A 15,262-nucleotide genomic window follows, 5' to 3' on the forward strand; every position below is an offset into this window, starting at 1 on the left:
ACAGGACGGCGCCTCCCCGGCCGCGAGGTCGCACCTCCCCCCACCTCACCCGGGGTGCGCCTCTCCGGCAGAACCCGCCCACTCCCCCCCACCGGAGGAACCCATGCGTCACGGCACCGACCAGGGCACCACCTCACGCTTCTCCCGGCCCCGGACGTCCCGGCCCCGGCGAGTACGGCCGTTCGCCTTCACGGCGCCGGCCGCGGCTCTCGCGCTTCTCCCGGCGACACCCGCGCACGCGTCGGTCGAGTGGAACGGCGACGCGGACAACGGCGGCACCGCCGTGTTCGCCTCGGTGCTCTGCGACGCCCCGTCCTCCGTGTACCAGCCGGACTGGAACGACGGCCGCGGGAAGATCTTCGGCTTCACCAAGGCGGCGGGCTCCGAGCGGTGCGAGGGGCACGGCATCGCCGGCCGCACCCTCACGTCCGGCAGGGCGTACTGGTTCGGCTGGGAGTCCATGACCAAGACGGGCGACGCCCAGACGGTCTTCCAGTGGAAGTCGTGGGGCACCGGGGACGAGCACGACCAGAACTACCCGGTGATCATGAAGGTCGAGGACAGCCGGCTGAAGATCTGGTACGTCGCCCCGGGAGAGCAGTGGATCTCCGTCGGCGACGTCGCCTGGACGCCGGGCACCTGGAACAAGATCGAGCTGGGTATCGACGCCCAGACCTCCACCAGTGGTTCCTTCGCCCTGTACGTCAACGGCCGGCTGGTCGCCGACCGCCGGAACGCACGCACGTGGGACCTCCAGGGCAATGTTCCGCGCTGGGGCTCGTACGGATCCACGATCTTCGACGTCGAGTCGATCCACTGGGTCGACGGCCTGAAGATGGGCACGACGCGGGCCGACGTCGACTGAGACAGGCCGGCCGGGGCCCCGCCCGTGGACTGACACCGCCGTGCCACGGGGGTGTCAGTCCACCGGCTCGTCCAGGGCGGAGCCTTCCTTCCCCTCCTGTTCGGTGTCGTCGTCCTCGGCACGGTCCCGGCGCGCGGTGCCCGCCACGTCGGTGTGGGGCAGCTCGCTGTCGGGCCAGTCCGGTACCGGTATCGCCAGAGGGTCCTCCCCCTCCGCCGACTGCTGGTTCTGCGGGTCACGGGGAAGCGGCTCCGCCGTCTCCTCGGGATCGCCCGGAGTGCGCATACTGCTCACCTTCCTCTGGTCACGTGCCTTCGCCGGCCGAGACGGCCCTTCCCTTCGGCTGCTGACCGGTGTGGTGCCACGCAAACCTCGCCGCCGTCCCCGTCGAGCCGCCCCTGGTGCGCGCGACGAGGACGAAGGTGACGCTGATCAGGAGGGCCCAGGCTCCGAACTTGGTGAGGGGTACGGGCTGCCAGCCGTCGAGTTGGTGGGGGTAGCTCCAGGCTCCGGCGTAGGTGGCCGCGTTCTCCGCGACCCACAGGAAGAAACCGATCAGGGCGAAGGCCAGGGCCAGTGGCATCCGTTGACGGGAGGTCCCCACCGTGAAGTGGACCCAGGTGCCGGCCGTCGCCGCGAGCAGCAGCAGGGCCAGGACCAGTCGTACGTCCGGCAGCCAGTGGTGGGTGAAGAAATTGAGGTACACCGCGGCCGCGAGGGCGGCCATCAGGCGCGGCCGGTACCGGGACAGCGACAGGTCCATGATCTTCCAGGCGCGACAGCAGTAACTGCCCACGGCGCTGTAGAGGAAACCGCCGTAGAGCGGAACGCCCGCGAACTTGGACACGGCGTCCTCCGGATAGCTCCACGAGCCCATGCGCACCTTGACGAGTTCGAAGAGCAGCCCCACGGCATGGCAGCCCAGGATCACGGCGGTGTCCCGGGGGCCGTCCCAGCCGGCCGTCCGGGCCAGGACCGTCAGGGCGATGCCGTAGATCAGGAGCAGGTCGTAGCGCGCGACCGGCAGATCGCCGGGCAGCAGCCGCGAGGCACCGATGCCGCCGACGAGCGTGACGGCGAAGGCGACGGCGCGCACCTGGTCGAGCCCGAAGCGCCAGAACTGGGCGCACCCGTGGGCGATCCGCTGGAGGGTCATGCCCGAGCAGACTGCCGTCCGACGGCCCTTGGTTCCGTCGGACGTCCCGAACCGAGGCCGCTCCGGACATCGCGGAAGCTTCTACGCGCGTCGGATGCAGTTCTGGCATATCGGAAGACACCATTCGGAATCTTCCCCGTTGGAGCTATCACCACAACTGGTCGCCAGAGCGCCGAATATGCCCCTGACCAGGAGAGAATTTCGGACGCACTGTCCAAAAGAAGATCAAGAGGAAAGATCCGTGCGACGAAGACTCTTCGGCATGACCGCCTCCGTGGCGGCCTTCGGAATACTGGGATCCCTCGTCACCGCCTGCGGCTCGTCCGACGACGGCGGGACGACGCTCCGACTGGTGGCCCCCGAGTACGGGGACAGCCCGGCGACCAGCTCCAAGGCGTACTGGGACAAGCTGACCGCGGCCTTCACCGCTGCCCACCCCGACAAGAAGGTCGAGGTGACGCTCTGCCCGTGGGCCGACGTCGACCGGGTGGTCACCCGCATGGTGGAGGAGGACGACGCCCCGGACGTGGCTCTGATGGGCGCGTACTCCGACTTCGCCGCGCAGGGCCGCCTCTACTCCGCCGGCGAGGTGATGTCGATCAAGACGGAGTCGAACTTCCTGCCGCCCCTCGCGGAGGCGGGCTCGGTCGACAACACCCTCTACGGCCTGCCCTTCGTGGCCAGCAGCCGGCTGCTCTTCTACAACCAGGAGCTGTTCGACGAGGCCGGCGCCGAGCCGCCGAAGACCTGGTCGGACCTGAAAGCCGCGGCCAAGGCGCTCAAGAAGGAGGGGGTGCTCTACCCGTACGCCCTGCCGCTCGGCCCCGAGGAGGCCCACGCCGAAGCCCTGATCTGGGAACTGAGCAACGGCGGCGGCTACACCGACAGCACCGGCAGCTACAGCATCGCGTCGCAGGCGAACACCCAGACGTTCCGCTGGATCCGGGACAACCTGGTCACACCTGCCCTGACCGGTCCGGTCCCCCCTGCCGAGCTCAACCGGCAGGACGCCTTCGACGCGTTCCTGCGCGGCGACGTCGGCATGGTCAACGGCTATCCCTCCCTCCTGCACAAGGCCAGGGAGAAGGGCATGAAGGTCGGCACGCTGCGCATGCCCGTGTCGGACACGCTCGGCGACGCGACGACCCCGCCGACGGCGGGCGTGGCCGACTGGATGATGGCCTTCAAGCGGGACGGCAACCGCGAACTGGTCACCTCGTTCCTGGACTTCGTCTACGAGGACAAGAACCTCAGCGAGTTCGCCGCGCGCTACCACCTGCTGCCGTCGACGGTGTCCGCCACCCAGGCGTCCCGGTACGCGGCGGCGGACCCCAGCGCCGAGCAGTTCCTGACCGCACTGCGCACGGCCGAGCTCTACCCGGTCGACGAACCGTCCTGGCTGCAGGTCAGCAACACCATCAAGCGCAACATCGGCAAGGCCGTCGCGCCGTCCGCCGACCCGAAGCTCGTCCTCGAGCAGATCGCCCAACAGGCCCGGGACGTGTCGTAAAGGCGTCCACCCGACGTCGATCCCGTCGCCCGCACAGCGCCCACAAGGTGCGCGGAGCGACGACCCCTCCGCCCGCGACGCCCCGCGATCACCAGGTGCGGTCGAGCACGTAGGCGAACAGCGCGTCCAGTTCGTCCGCGGCAGCGCCCGTGAGCGGTGTCTCTCTCAGGGCGCGGCGCGCAGTGTCCAGGTGTCGGCGCGCTTCCTCGCGGGTCGCGGTCCGTCCGCCCGCCTCCTCCACCAGCCTCGCGACGCGCTCGGCCGTCTCTCCGTCGATCCGCCGGCCGGAGTCGAGCAGCACCGCGAGCTCGCGCGCGGCCCTGCCCTCGCCCGCCAGTGCCGTGAGGACCGGGTACGTCTTCTTCCCCTGGCGCAGATCCGCGTGGACGGGTTTGCCGGTCACCTCCGGGTCGCCCCAGATGCCGAGGATGTCGTCCACCGCCTGGAAGGCGAGACCGAGGTGGCGCCCGGCCCGTTCGAGAGCGTTCACGGTCCTGTCCGGCGCGCCCCCGAGGACCGCGCCGAGCGCGATCGCACCGCCCAGCAGGGCGCCCGTCTTCTGCTCGGCCATCAGCCGGTAGCGGTCCGGCCCGACCGCGTCGGGTCCGTGCCAGGGACGGTCTTCGAAGCGCAGGTCCTCGGCCTGGCCTGCCACCAGCGCGCCCAGGGTCCGGGCGAGGCACCGTACCGCGGCCGCCGTGTACCGGCCCCGGGCCTCGGCCAGGGTCGCCACGGCCTGGGCGAAGAGCGCGTCGCCCGCCAGCACGGCCGGGCCCGTCCCGTACGCCTTCCACACCGCCGGGCGCTGCCGGCGCAGCGCGTCGGCGTCCATGATGTCGTCGTGGAGCAGGGAGAACGTGTGCACGAGTTCGACGGCCACGGCGCCGGGGACGCCGTCGGAGCCGTCCGCACCGACGGCCTCGGCCCCGAGCACGGCGAGCGCCTGCCGCACCCCCTTCCCCTCGGACCCGCCGGGGTCCGGGTTCCCGGCCGTATCGGCCCAGCCCAGCGCGTACGCCGCCATCTCACCGGTCCAGGGATGCAACCGGCCCACCGCCTCCACCAGCGCGGGCCGGACCAGTTCACGGCACCGCTCCAGGACGTCGGTCGCCGAGCGGACCGGCGGGCGGACCGGCGAGGGCGGCATCGGGAGCGCGCTCACCGCAGCCCCTCCACGTCCGCCGTCCTCAGGGCCTCCGCCCCGACGGCCGGCAGCACCGGCTCGGCCGCGCGCGCTCCGTCCCTTCCGCCGTGGTCCGGCAGCGGCCCCACCCCCAGCTCGGCCGCGGCCTTGTCCACCATGTCCCGCGCGTGCCGCAGCCCGATGCGGTCGAGCGTCGAGCGCAGCTCGGCCAGTTCGACGGCGGTGCCCGCGGCGTCGCGGCCCAGGCGGGCGCGGGCCTTGACCAGTCCCAGCCTCGACAGCGCCGTCCCGCGCGGCTCCTCCATCTCCCGGAACTCCTCCAGTGCCCGTGCGTACAGCTCACGGGCCTGCTCGTACCGGCCCGCCCGGTACAGCACGTTGCCGCGCATCTTGTGGTTGTACGCGAGCGCGCTGGACAGCCGCATCTCGCGGCACGCCTCCTCAGCCTCCGACAGCAGGGACAGCGCGCGCTCCACATCCCCGTCACGCACGGACACCACGTCGGCAATGCCCCGCAGTGCCCACGCCCAGCCGCGCCGGTCCTCGGCGCGTGACGCCGTCTCGGCCGCCTCCTCGAACAGGGCCAGCGCCTTGTCGTACGAGCCGGTGTTGCGGTGCATCTGCGCGATGCCCTCCAGCGCCCACACCGTGTGCCGGGCCTCGCCGCGCCGTCGGGCCTCGGCAAGGAGCTGCTCGTGGAGCCTGCCCACGGCCGCGTAGTCGCCCTGTATGCGCCCGGTCTCGGCGAGCCCCGCCAGCGAGTAGCCCCGCACGACGACATCGCCGCCCCGCTCACCCGCCTCGGCCGCCAGCCTCAGCAGCCGGTACGCGAGGCTCAGCGCGCCGCGCTGCCGGGCGAGCGTCCCGCCGCTCCAGAGCGCCCACGCCATCGCCCCCTCGTGGCCGGCCGAACGCGCCGCCCGGAAGCTCGCCTTCCACGCCCGGTCGGCCTCCTCGATCCGCCCGAGCCTCCGGCACGCCTCCGCCACGGCCAGTCCGCAGCGCGCCGCCTCGCGCAAATCTCCGGCCCGTTCCGCCGCCCGGAGCTCCTCGAGGCCCCGGGCGAGCACCTCCGGCAGGGAGGAGTTCACGGACAGGGACCCGAGAGCCCCCTGATATTCCGGCGCCGACGCCTTCGCCCGCCCGGCCTCACGTACCTGACCTGCCATCAGAACCTCCTCATGTCGACTCGACGATCAAGCCGACGCGAGGAGCAAGACGTCGACCGCGGACGCGGGTTCCGCATGCGACGCAATGTCCGTCTCGGTGCTGGCACCGGGTCATCCTCGAGTGCTACACGGCCGTCGCAAGGTCCTCAGCGAGACGTACACCGGCACCTCCGCGGCGACCGGCCTTGGAACACCTACAGTGGCGGTCTGTGATCGAAGGCCCTCTCCCGGCACCGCGCGGGAGGAGCCCGTCGCCCCTCTCACCTCGTCGGAGTCACCATGGCCCCGCCCCCGCGCCCGCGCCGCCCACGCCGTTTCGGGGCGTCGATGCTGCCGGTCCTGCTGCCTCTCGGGGTGCTGATCCTGGTGGCGGTGGCCGTCGGGTCGTGGCTGCAGTACACCGAGCGGCAGGCCAACGACACGGTCCACACGGTCGGCTCCCAGGCGGCCGACCGGGTGGACGTGGTCGCCACGGTGCAGAGCGTCGACGCCGCGGCGAGAGAACTGGTCCTGCGGGTGCGGGTCGTCCCGCGCGGGAGCCTCGGAGAGGAGGAGGGGACCGCCCCGGTGGAGGATCTCAGCCTCCAGACCTCCACGGCCACCCTCAGCGACCTGGCGTTCACGGCGCACGAGCGGATCGCGCCCAAGGACGTACAGGTCGCGATCACCGGTGGATCGATCGGTGACTACCCCTTCGACTCCTACCGTACGGACCTGGAGTTCTGGGCCCTGATGGGCGGCGAACCGGTGCCGGTGCGGATGCTCTTCTCCAACAACGAGACGCTCTTCGCCGTCTCCGTGACGCCGCCGCCCTCGGGCCAGGAGGCCGCGGTGGAGCTGGCGCTGGCCCGGTCGGGCAGTCTGCTCGTCTTCGCGGTCTTCATGATGGTCGTGATGTGGGCCCTGGCGACGTCCGTGCTCCTGGGGGCCTGGTATCTGACGACCCGTGGCGAGGGTGTGGTCTGGCCCGCGCTCGCCTGGATGGCCGCCACGCTGTTCGCGCTCTCCGCGTTCCGCAACACCGCCCCCGGCACGCCTCCGATCGGCTGCGTGATGGACTGGTTCGCCTTCTTCTGGGCCGAGAGCGTCATCGCCCTGTGCCTGCTCGTCGTGGTCAGCACGGGTGTCCGCGCCGCCCTCCGCTCGGACGCGCAGCTCACGTAGGCGGCCCGGCTCCACGGTCCGGTCCGTGGGGGCCGGGTGCCGGCGGACGTCAGGCTGCGGCGCTCAGGGTGTCCGCGAGACGGCGGCGGGCCGCGCGGGCGGCAGGGACCGCCGCCAGGGCGACGGCGCCGAGCACGGCGGTCGCGCACATCGCCACGAAGTACCAGACCGGCGGGGTGTGGGCGATGCCCGAGCCGATGCCGGTGGTGTCGGCCTCGCGGTCGATCAGCCAGCGGGTGAAGGGGATTCCGAGGACTGTCGCGGCGAGAGCGGCGGCGAGTGCGGTGCAGCCGACGGCCGTCACGGTGACCGCGGTGATCTGACGTGGGGACAGGCCGATGGCCTTGAGCGCCAGCAGGTCGCGTTCGCCGTCGCGGATGCTGCCGCCGATCGCCGTGGAGAGTTCGGTCAGGCCGATCAGCGCGAAGACGGCGATGAGGCCGACGACGACACCGCGCAGGGCGGAGAGCCGGTCGGCGGGGGTGGTGACCTCGTGGAGGTCCAGGTGGCCCGCGGAGGCGGCGGCGAGTCCGGCGCGTACGGCGCGTGGGTCGGCGCCGGGTTCGAGGCGGAGCTGGTAGAGGGTGGGGCGCAGGGTGGGGTCGTTCTCGCGCAGGGTGTCGAGCGAGGTGGAGATGACCCGGCCGCCGTTCTCCGGTTCGATGCTCCGGCCGACGAGGTGCAGGACCTGTGGGTGGCCGCCGACGGTGACGCGGACCCAGTCGCCGACGCGTACGTCGAGCAGGTCGAGCAGGCCCTGGCCGGCGACGGCCTCGTCGGGGCCGTGGGCGGCGCGGCCCTCGGCGATCGAGTACGGGTAGGGCTCGGCGCGGGTGCCGAGGCCGCGCAGCGCGATGGTGCCTGTCTGGCCGGGGACCAGGGCGGCGACCTCCAGACCGGGGTGGGCGGCGGTGATCCGGTCGTCGGCGTCGAGGAGCGCGTCGGCCTCGCGGTCGGTGAGGGTCGCGTCGGGGCGGGCGGTGAGTGCGGCGGCGTGGCCGAGATGCTCGGGGTGGGTGTCGAAGCGCTGGAGCGTGGTCCAGGCACCGACCGCGACCGTGACCAGCAGCAGGGGCAGGGCGAGGCGGACGATGGTGGCCGGTGCGCGGCGGCCTCGGCCGAAGGCCCGGTGCCAGCCGAGGACCAGACCCGCCGGCACGCGCAGGCCGAGCGCACTCCGGGCGGCCCGGGAGAGTCCGGCCCCGGAGGCCGGCCGGGAAGACCCCCGGCCGGTGGCCGCGGCCGCGGGCAGGACGGGGACGGGCTCCACGCGTCCGGCCCGCCACGCGGCGAGGCAGGTGGCCGCTCCGATGAACAGCACCACCGCGGCGGGTACGGCGAGCAGGGCCATCGTGTGGCCCGGGAGCCCCTGCCAGACGCCCACGGCGTCGCCGAGGCGCCCGGGCAGACGGTCGCCGAGCACCTGGACGGCGGCCGTGGCGAGGGCCGCTCCGAACACGGCGAACGCGAGGTGCTGGCCGAGGAAGGCGCGGACGACCTGGCCGGGTGTGAAGCCGATGGCCTTGAGGACGGAGATGTCCCGCAAGTGGCCGCGCACCCGCGTGCTGATCGCGCCGAACACCGCGAGGGCGGCGGCGATCAGCGCGCCGAGCCCGAAGAGTCCGAGGACCTGGCCGAGCAGCTTGGTGTCGCCCTGTGCCTCGGCGCGGGCCTGCTGCCAGGTGGAGACGTCGGTGACGGCGCCGGCGCCGAGTGCGGTGACGGCGCGCTGGACGGCGTAGTCGGTGTCCTCCGGGTCGGCGAGGCGCAGTCCGACGACGTGGCCGCCGCCGCGTCCGTCCGGCACGGCGCGCGGCAGCGCCCAGACGGTGCCGGGCCGCTCCCCCGGGCGGTAGCGGGGCTCCGCGCTGTCCGCTACGCCGAGGACGGTCAGGGTGCGGCCGGCCGGCAGGGTGAGACGGTCGCCCGGTTCGGCCCACAGGGCTTGGGCGAGGCCGGATTCGAGGACGACGCCCTCGGGGTCGGCGTCGTCGAGCCAGCGGCCCGACGTCAGCAGGGGCCGGCCGGTGTCCGGAGGCTCGGCCGCGGTGGCGCGCATCTCCACGTCGGCGCGGGCGCCGCGTGAGGTGACGGTGCCGGCCGCGGTGCGGTAGGGGCCGGAGAGCTGCTCGACGCCGTCGAGGCCGGCGAGGGTGCGGGGGTCGGCGGCGGAGCCGGTGTGGATCCACACGTGGGCCCCGCGCGACTGGGTGAAGACCCGTTGCCAGGGGTTGGTGGCGTAGCCGAAGAGCGCGGTGGCGAGCAGCAGCGAGGCGACGATCCCGGCGGTGGCGGCGACCATGAACAGCGCTTCGCCCCGGTGGGTGCGCAGATCGGCGTGCGCCCAGCGCAGCGTGGCCCGCACGGTCAGTCCTTGAGTTCCAGTACGCCGGCGAGGCCGGTGCCGCGCGGCGGCGTGCCGCCCAGTTCGGCGTCGTCGGCTATCCGGCCGTCGAAGAAGCTGATCACCCGGTCCGCCGCGCTGGCGAGCCGCGCGTCGTGGGTGACGAGCACGATGGTCTGGCCGCGCTCGTGCAGCCGGGCGAGCTGGCGCATGACCTCGCGGGTGCCCTTGCTGTCGAGGCTGCCGGCCGGTTCGTCGGCGAGGAGCAGCCGAGGCTGGTTGACCAGGGCACGGGCGAGGGCGACGCGTTGCTGTTCGCCGCCGGAGAGCTCGCCGGGCATGCTGCGTGCCTTGCTGTCGAGGCCCAGCTCGGCAAGGAGCTTCTCGCGTTCGGCGCGGGCCCGCTTGGCGGAGGTGCCGGCGAGGAGGGCGGGGAGTTCGACGTTGTCGGCGACGGTGAGGTTGGAGACGAGGTTGAAGAACTGGAAGACGATGCCGATGCGGCGGCGCCGTTCCACCGCCCAGCGCGCCTCGGTCCAGCCGTCCGTGCTCTCGCCGTCGAGCCGGAGCGATCCGCTGTCGGGACGCTGGAGGCCGCCGAGCAGATGGAGCAGGGTGGACTTGCCCGCGCCCGAGGGCCCGGTGATCGCGACGAACTCGCCGCGCCGCACCGTCAGGTCCACCCTGCGGACGGCGTGCGCGGGCGCGCCCTCGCCGTGGTGGGTCTTGACGAGGCCTTCGGCGTGCACGAGCGGCACGGGTATGGCGGAGTCCGTCATTGCAGCTCCTCCAGTTCCTCCTGGCAGCGCTCCAGCCAGTCGAGGTCGGCCTGGAGGTGCAGCATGGCGCCCTCGATGAGCAGGTGGGCGATGCGGTTGTCCCGGTTCTCGGTGGCGGCCAGCTTGGACAGGTTGCGCATGGTGGTGAGGTACTCGCGTCGCTGCTTGTTGATGAGGGCGATCTGGTCGGCGAGACCGGTGCGCGGGGCCAGGGCGAGCTTCATGAAGAACTCGTCGCGGACCCTCGGTTCGTCCGCCGTCTCGTCGAACCAGCCGCGCAGTGCTTCCTGCCCGGCGTCGGTGAGGCGGTAGATCTTCTTGTTGGGGCGGCTCTCCTGGGCGATCTCCTCGCCCTCGATCAGCCCGGACTTCTCCAGCCGTCCGAGCGTGACGTAGATCTGCCCGACGTTGGTGGGAGGGTACGCGGCGCCCAGCAGTTGCTCAAGGTCCTGCTTGAGCTCGTACCCGTGGGCAGGGCCCCTGGCCAGGAGGGCGAGAAGGGGAAGGCGCACCCGTGCTGTCCTCCCTTGGCGTGCTCCCGGTGTGATCTGGGCTCTAGTATCGCCCATGCCTAACGGGTATACATGCCCTGTCGTCGGACGAAGGTGTACGGCGCGGTGCTCTGGGAGGAACCTATGCGGTGGATGCGTGCCGCGGGTAGGGGTCTCCTGGCGCTCGCGGTCGTACTGACGGGTTACATCGCTGCCGGTGTCCCGTCCGGCGGGGAGCCCGCGGGCGGGCGCGGCCCGATGACGCTGGCCACGGCCGGCGATCTCACCGGCTATCTCGGCCCCGTCCTGGAGGGCTGGAACCGCGCGCATCCGGCCGAGAGGGTCACCCTGGTCGAGCTGCCGGACTCGGCCGACGAGACCCGGGCCCAGATGATCACGGATCTCAGGTCCGGCGAGGGCAGGTTCGACCTGCTCAACATCGATGTGGCGTGGACGTCGGAGTTCGCCGCGGCGGGATGGATCGCACCGCTGGAGCGCGGGCGCTTCCCGCTGGAGAGCTTCCTGCCGCCGGTGGTGGACACGGCCACGTACGACGGAGGGCTGTACGCCGTCCCGTACGTGACCAACGCGGGGATGCTCTTCTACCGCAAGGACGTGCTCGACCGCGAGGGGCAGCGCCCGCCGCGGACCTGGGCGGAGCTGGAGCGGCAGGCCCGGACCGTCGCCCCGGAGTACGGCCTGGGCGGCTACGCGGGCCAGTTCCTGCCGTACGAGGGGCTGACGGTCAACGCCGCGGAGGCGGTGTACTCGGCCGGCGGGACGATCCTCGGCGACGAGGGCGAGCGGGTCACGGTCGACTCGGCGGCCGCCCGGGAGGGGCTGGGGTTCCTCGCCCGCGGTGTGCGGGACGGCTGGATCCCGGAGGAAGCCCTGACGTACAAGGAGGAGGAGTCCCGGCAGGCGTTCCAGGACGGCCGGCTGCTCTTCCTGCGCAACTGGCCGTACGCGTACGCCGGCGCCTCGGGCGCCCAGTCCAAGGTCGCCGGGAAGTTCGGCGCGGTGCCGTTGCCGGGCCCGGGGAGGGCGGGCACGAGCGTGCTGGGCGGGTCGAATCTGGCCGTGAGCAGCCATGCCCGGCACCCGGAGTCGGCGCGTGACCTGATCGCGTACCTCACGAGCGAGCGGGTGCAGCGCCGCGTCCTGAGCGAGGGCGCCCTGCCACCGGTGCGGGCCGCGCTGTACGGGGATCCCGCGCTGGTGGCGCGCTTCCCTTATCTGCCCGCGCTGCGGGCGAGTGTGCTCGCGGCCGCGCCGCGCCCCAAGAGCCCGCACTACGAGCAGGTGAGCCTCGCCGTGCAGGCCGTGGTCCATGACGCGATGGCTCAGCACCAGACACCCGAGGCCGCGGTACGCCGGCTCGCGGACGAGCTCGCGGCCATCGCCGGTCGTCGCTGACGCCTTCAGCACCCTCTCACCTCCGCACCCCCTTCTGGCGATCTACATACCTGTTAGGTATCAGCATGCGGAACTGCACGCCCTCGCGATCGGGACAAAGCAGGGCATAAATCCCCAACAAGCACCGTTTTTCGGCAGCTTCATTGACACCCCCGCGACACACCTACTTAACATGCATGCATAACAGCTGCCCATTCTGGGTGGCGCGCACCCCTTCACGCAGAAATACAGGTCAACGGGTGATGCTCACAGCCCCCAGCCGCCGTCACTGGTGGCGCGACGCGGTGATCTACCAGGTGTACGTCCGCAGCTTCCTGGACAGCACCGGCGACGGCATCGGCGATCTCGCCGGTGTCCGGGCCGGTCTTCCCTACCTCAAGAAGCTCGGGGTCGACGGCATCTGGCTGAGCCCCTTCTACCCGTCGCCGCAGCACGACCACGGCTACGACGTCGCCGACTACTGCGACGTGGACCCCGTCTTCGGCGACCTCGCCGAGTTCGGTCTGCTGGTCGCCGACGCCCGCCGGCTGGGCGTCAAGGTGCTCCTGGACATCGTCCCCAACCACTGCTCCAGCGACCACGTCTGGTTCCGCGAGGCCCTCGCGGCCGGCCCCGGCAGCGAGGCCCGCGCCCGCTTCCACTTCGCCGAGGGCCGCGGCCCGGACGGCGAGCTGCCGCCCAACAACTGGCACGCCATGTTCGGCGGCCCGGCCTGGACCAGGATCACCGAGCCGGACGGCACGCCCGGCCAGTGGTACCTGCACATGTTCACCCCCGAACAGCCGGACCTGAACTGGCGCAACCCCGAGGTCGGCGCCCACTTCGACCACGCCCTGCGCTTCTGGCTCGACCGTGGCGTCGACGGATTCCGCATCGACGTGGCGGCCGGCCTCTTCAAGCACCCCGCGCTGCCGGACTCCCCCGACCCGGAGGCCGACGCCCGTACCCGCGACTCGGTCAACCCGCTCGCCTGGAACCAGCCCGAGGTGCACGACGTATGGCGCCACTGGCGGTCCGTGTGCGAGGAGTACACGGCCCGCGACGGGCACGAGCGGCTCCTCGTCGGCGAGGTGTCGGTGCCGACCGCCCGTGAACACGCCGAGTACGTCCGCCCCGACGAACTGCACCAGGCGTTCTTCTTCGACCTGCTGGGCGCGCCCTGGGACGCCGACGCCTTCCGCAAGGTCATCGACGAGGCGATGCGCGACATCGCGGGCACCGGCTCCACCGTCACCTGGGTGCTCAACAACCACGACCAGGTGCGCACGGTCACCCGGTACGGCGAGTCCGGCACCGAGGGCAGCGGGCTCGGGGCCGCCCGGGCGCGCGCGGCCGCCCTGCTGATGCTGGCCCTGCCCGGCGCCGCGTACATCTACCAGGGCGAGGAGCTGGGCCTGCCGGAGGTCGTGGACCTGCCGGACGAGGTGCTCACCGACCCGATATTCCGGCGCACCGGCAGCCGGGCCCGGATCCGCGACGGCTGCCGCGTGCCGCTGCCATGGTCGGGGCACGCCTCTCCCTTCGGCTTCAGCACGGGGGCGGAGAGCGCCAAGCCGTGGCTGCCGCAGCCCGGCTGGTTCGCCGAGCACGCCACCGACCGGGCGCTGGCCGACACCCGCTCGTTCTGGCACCTGTACCGCGACGGCCTTCAGCTGCGGCACGGTCTGCCGCAGCTGGGCGAGGGCACCTTGCGCTGGCTGGACGCACCGCCCGGTGTGCTGGCCTTCGTGCGCGGTGACGGACTCGTCTGCGCCGTCAACTTCGGCACCGCTCCGGTGCCCGCCCCGGTCTCCGGCGCCCCGCTGCTGTCCAGCGGGCCCTGCCCGACCGGCGTACTTCCCGGATCCACCGCCGCCTGGTGGATCAGCGACGACACCACCCTGGAGGGACCGCGATGACCATACGACGGATGACGACGGCCTGCTGCTCCGCACTCGCCCTGGCGCTCGCCGCGACCGCGTGCGGCGGAGGAGCCGTGAGCGCCGGCGGCGGCAGCAAGGAACTGTCCGGCCAGACCCTCGACGTGGCCGGCGTCTGGTCGGGCGCCGAGCAGAAGAACTTCCAGAAGGTGCTGGACGCCTTCACGGAGAAGACCGGCGCGAAGACCCGGTTCGTGTCCACCGGCGACAACGTCTCCACCGTCGTCGGCAGCAAGATCGAGGGCGGCAACGCCCCCGACGTGGTGATGGTCCCCCAGGTCGGAGTGCTCCAGCAGTTCGCCGAGCAGAAGTGGCTCAGGCCGCTGTCCGAGACCACGAAGAAGTCCGTCGACGCCAACTACGCGCCGGTGTGGAAGAACTACGGCTCCGTGGACGGCACCCTCTACGGCCTTTACTTCAAGGCCGCCCACAAGTCGACCGTCTGGTACAGCCCCGAGGCGTTCGAACAGGCGGGAGTGGTGCCGCCGAAGTCGTACGAGGAGATGCTCAGAAGCGGTCAGGCCGTCTCCGACTCCGGCCTGCCGGCCTTCGCGGTCGCCGGCGAGGACGGCTGGACCCTCACCGACTGGTTCGAGAACATCTACCTGTCCCAGGCCGGCCCGGAGAAGTACGACCGGCTCGCCCGGCACGAGATCGCGTGGACCGATCCCACCGTGGTGAAGGCCCTGACCACCCTCGGGGCGCTCTTCTCCGACAAGAAGCTGATCGCGGGCGGCCAGAAGGGGGCGCTGGGCACCGACTTCCCCGGCTCCGTCGAGAAGGTCTTCGGACCGAAGCCCGAGGCGGGCATGGTGTACGAGGGCGACTTCGTCGCCGGCATCGCCAAGGACCAGTTCGGCAGGAAGATCGGCGAGGACGCCGCCTTCTTCCCCTTCCCGGCGGTCGCGGGCGGCACGGCTCCGGTGGTCAGCGGTGGTGACGCGGCCGTCGTCCTGAAGGACGGCAAGAACCAGAAGGCCGCGACGGCGTTCCTGGAGTTCCTCGCGACGCCGGAGGCGGCGGCCGTGTGGGCCGAGGCCGGCGGTTTCCTCTCGCCGAACAAGAAGCTCGACCTCGCCTCCTACGGCGACGACACGCTGCGCGAGACGGCCAAGTCGCTGATCGACGCCGGGGATTCGGTGCGCTTCGACATGTCGGACCAGGCCCCGGCGGCCTTCGGCGGCACCAAGGGCGTGGGCGAGTGGAAGATCCTCCAGGACTTCCTGCGCGACCCGTCGAACCCGGCCGCCACGGCCGCGGCGCTGGAGGGCGCGGCGGCCAAGGCGTACAAGAACTGAGGCGGCG

At 72.2% G+C, this 15,262-nt stretch carries 13 protein-coding genes; 6 read left to right on the forward strand and 7 right to left on the reverse strand.

The window, feature by feature from the left end:
- Positions 1–103: 103 nt before the first annotated feature.
- The gene (locus ACF1G2_RS00895) at positions 104–865 is read left to right on the forward strand and encodes a heparin lyase I family protein (RefSeq protein WP_391796155.1); all 762 of its coding nucleotides are present in this window, start codon (positions 104–106) and stop codon (positions 863–865) included.
- Between the two features lie 54 nt (positions 866–919).
- Here the strand turns inward: ACF1G2_RS00895 and ACF1G2_RS00900 are convergent, their stop codons facing one another.
- Together ACF1G2_RS00900 and ACF1G2_RS00905 are read right to left on the reverse strand one after the other, a co-directional pair.
- On the reverse strand, positions 920–1,150 hold the full coding sequence (locus tag ACF1G2_RS00900) for a hypothetical protein (protein WP_391796156.1): 231 nt from the start codon (positions 1,148–1,150) through the stop codon (positions 920–922).
- Positions 1,151–1,169: 19 nt separating this feature from the next.
- Positions 1,170–2,021 carry a DUF817 domain-containing protein gene (locus tag ACF1G2_RS00905; protein WP_391796157.1) on the reverse strand — a complete coding sequence of 284 codons (852 nt, stop codon included), beginning with the start codon at positions 2,019–2,021 and terminating at the stop codon, positions 1,170–1,172.
- A gap of 241 nt (positions 2,022–2,262) precedes the next feature.
- Here ACF1G2_RS00905 and ACF1G2_RS00910 point away from each other — a divergent pair, with 241 nt between their 5' ends.
- Complete coding sequence (locus ACF1G2_RS00910; protein ID WP_391796158.1) at positions 2,263–3,531, forward strand: extracellular solute-binding protein; 1,269 nt, start codon at positions 2,263–2,265, stop codon at positions 3,529–3,531.
- An 88-nt stretch (positions 3,532–3,619) separates the two neighbouring features.
- Here ACF1G2_RS00910 and ACF1G2_RS00915 read toward each other — a convergent pair whose 3' ends face one another.
- Both ACF1G2_RS00915 and ACF1G2_RS00920 read right to left on the reverse strand, forming a co-directional pair.
- Entirely contained in the window at positions 3,620–4,678 is a 1,059-nt protein-coding gene (locus tag ACF1G2_RS00915; protein ID WP_391797002.1) for a polyprenyl synthetase family protein, read from the reverse strand.
- Positions 4,679–4,689: 11 nt separating this feature from the next.
- Positions 4,690–5,844, reverse strand: coding sequence for a tetratricopeptide repeat protein (locus tag ACF1G2_RS00920; RefSeq protein WP_391796159.1), 1,155 nt, complete (start codon positions 5,842–5,844; stop codon positions 4,690–4,692).
- Positions 5,845–6,123: 279 nt separating this feature from the next.
- On the opposite strand from ACF1G2_RS00920, the gene ACF1G2_RS00925 reads away from it, so the two are divergent.
- The gene (locus ACF1G2_RS00925; RefSeq protein ID WP_391796160.1) at positions 6,124–7,008 is read left to right on the forward strand and encodes a DUF4436 family protein; all 885 of its coding nucleotides are present in this window, start codon (positions 6,124–6,126) and stop codon (positions 7,006–7,008) included.
- 49 nt (positions 7,009–7,057) lie between these two features.
- Here the strand turns inward: ACF1G2_RS00925 and ACF1G2_RS00930 are convergent, their stop codons facing one another.
- From ACF1G2_RS00930 to ACF1G2_RS00940, 3 genes are read right to left on the reverse strand one after another with little or no spacing between them, the layout of a single operon-like run.
- On the reverse strand, positions 7,058–9,373 hold the full coding sequence (locus ACF1G2_RS00930) for an FtsX-like permease family protein (protein ID WP_391796161.1): 2,316 nt from the start codon (positions 9,371–9,373) through the stop codon (positions 7,058–7,060).
- Between the two features lie 2 nt (positions 9,374–9,375).
- Entirely contained in the window at positions 9,376–10,131 is a 756-nt protein-coding gene (locus ACF1G2_RS00935) for an ABC transporter ATP-binding protein (protein WP_391796162.1), read from the reverse strand.
- The gene (locus ACF1G2_RS00940) at positions 10,128–10,643 is read right to left on the reverse strand and encodes a PadR family transcriptional regulator (RefSeq protein ID WP_391796163.1); all 516 of its coding nucleotides are present in this window, start codon (positions 10,641–10,643) and stop codon (positions 10,128–10,130) included. Before ACF1G2_RS00940 ends, ACF1G2_RS00935 begins: the two co-directional genes overlap by 4 nt.
- 123 nt (positions 10,644–10,766) lie before the next feature.
- Here ACF1G2_RS00940 and ACF1G2_RS00945 point away from each other — a divergent pair, with 123 nt between their 5' ends.
- From ACF1G2_RS00945 to ACF1G2_RS00955, 3 genes are all read left to right on the forward strand, one after another.
- Entirely contained in the window at positions 10,767–12,038 is a 1,272-nt protein-coding gene (locus tag ACF1G2_RS00945) for an ABC transporter substrate-binding protein (protein ID WP_391796164.1), read from the forward strand.
- 242 nt (positions 12,039–12,280) lie between these two features.
- The gene (locus ACF1G2_RS00950) at positions 12,281–13,936 is read left to right on the forward strand and encodes a glycoside hydrolase family 13 protein (RefSeq protein WP_391796165.1); all 1,656 of its coding nucleotides are present in this window, start codon (positions 12,281–12,283) and stop codon (positions 13,934–13,936) included.
- Positions 13,933–15,255 carry an ABC transporter substrate-binding protein gene (locus ACF1G2_RS00955; protein WP_391796166.1) on the forward strand — a complete coding sequence of 441 codons (1,323 nt, stop codon included), beginning with the start codon at positions 13,933–13,935 and terminating at the stop codon, positions 15,253–15,255. The genes ACF1G2_RS00950 and ACF1G2_RS00955 overlap by 4 nt, the downstream gene beginning before the upstream one ends.
- Positions 15,256–15,262: the final 7 nt, after the last annotated feature.

This window comes from Streptomyces sp. NPDC013457 (assembly GCF_043089925.1).
Taxonomy (GTDB): domain Bacteria; phylum Actinomycetota; class Actinomycetes; order Streptomycetales; family Streptomycetaceae; genus Streptomyces.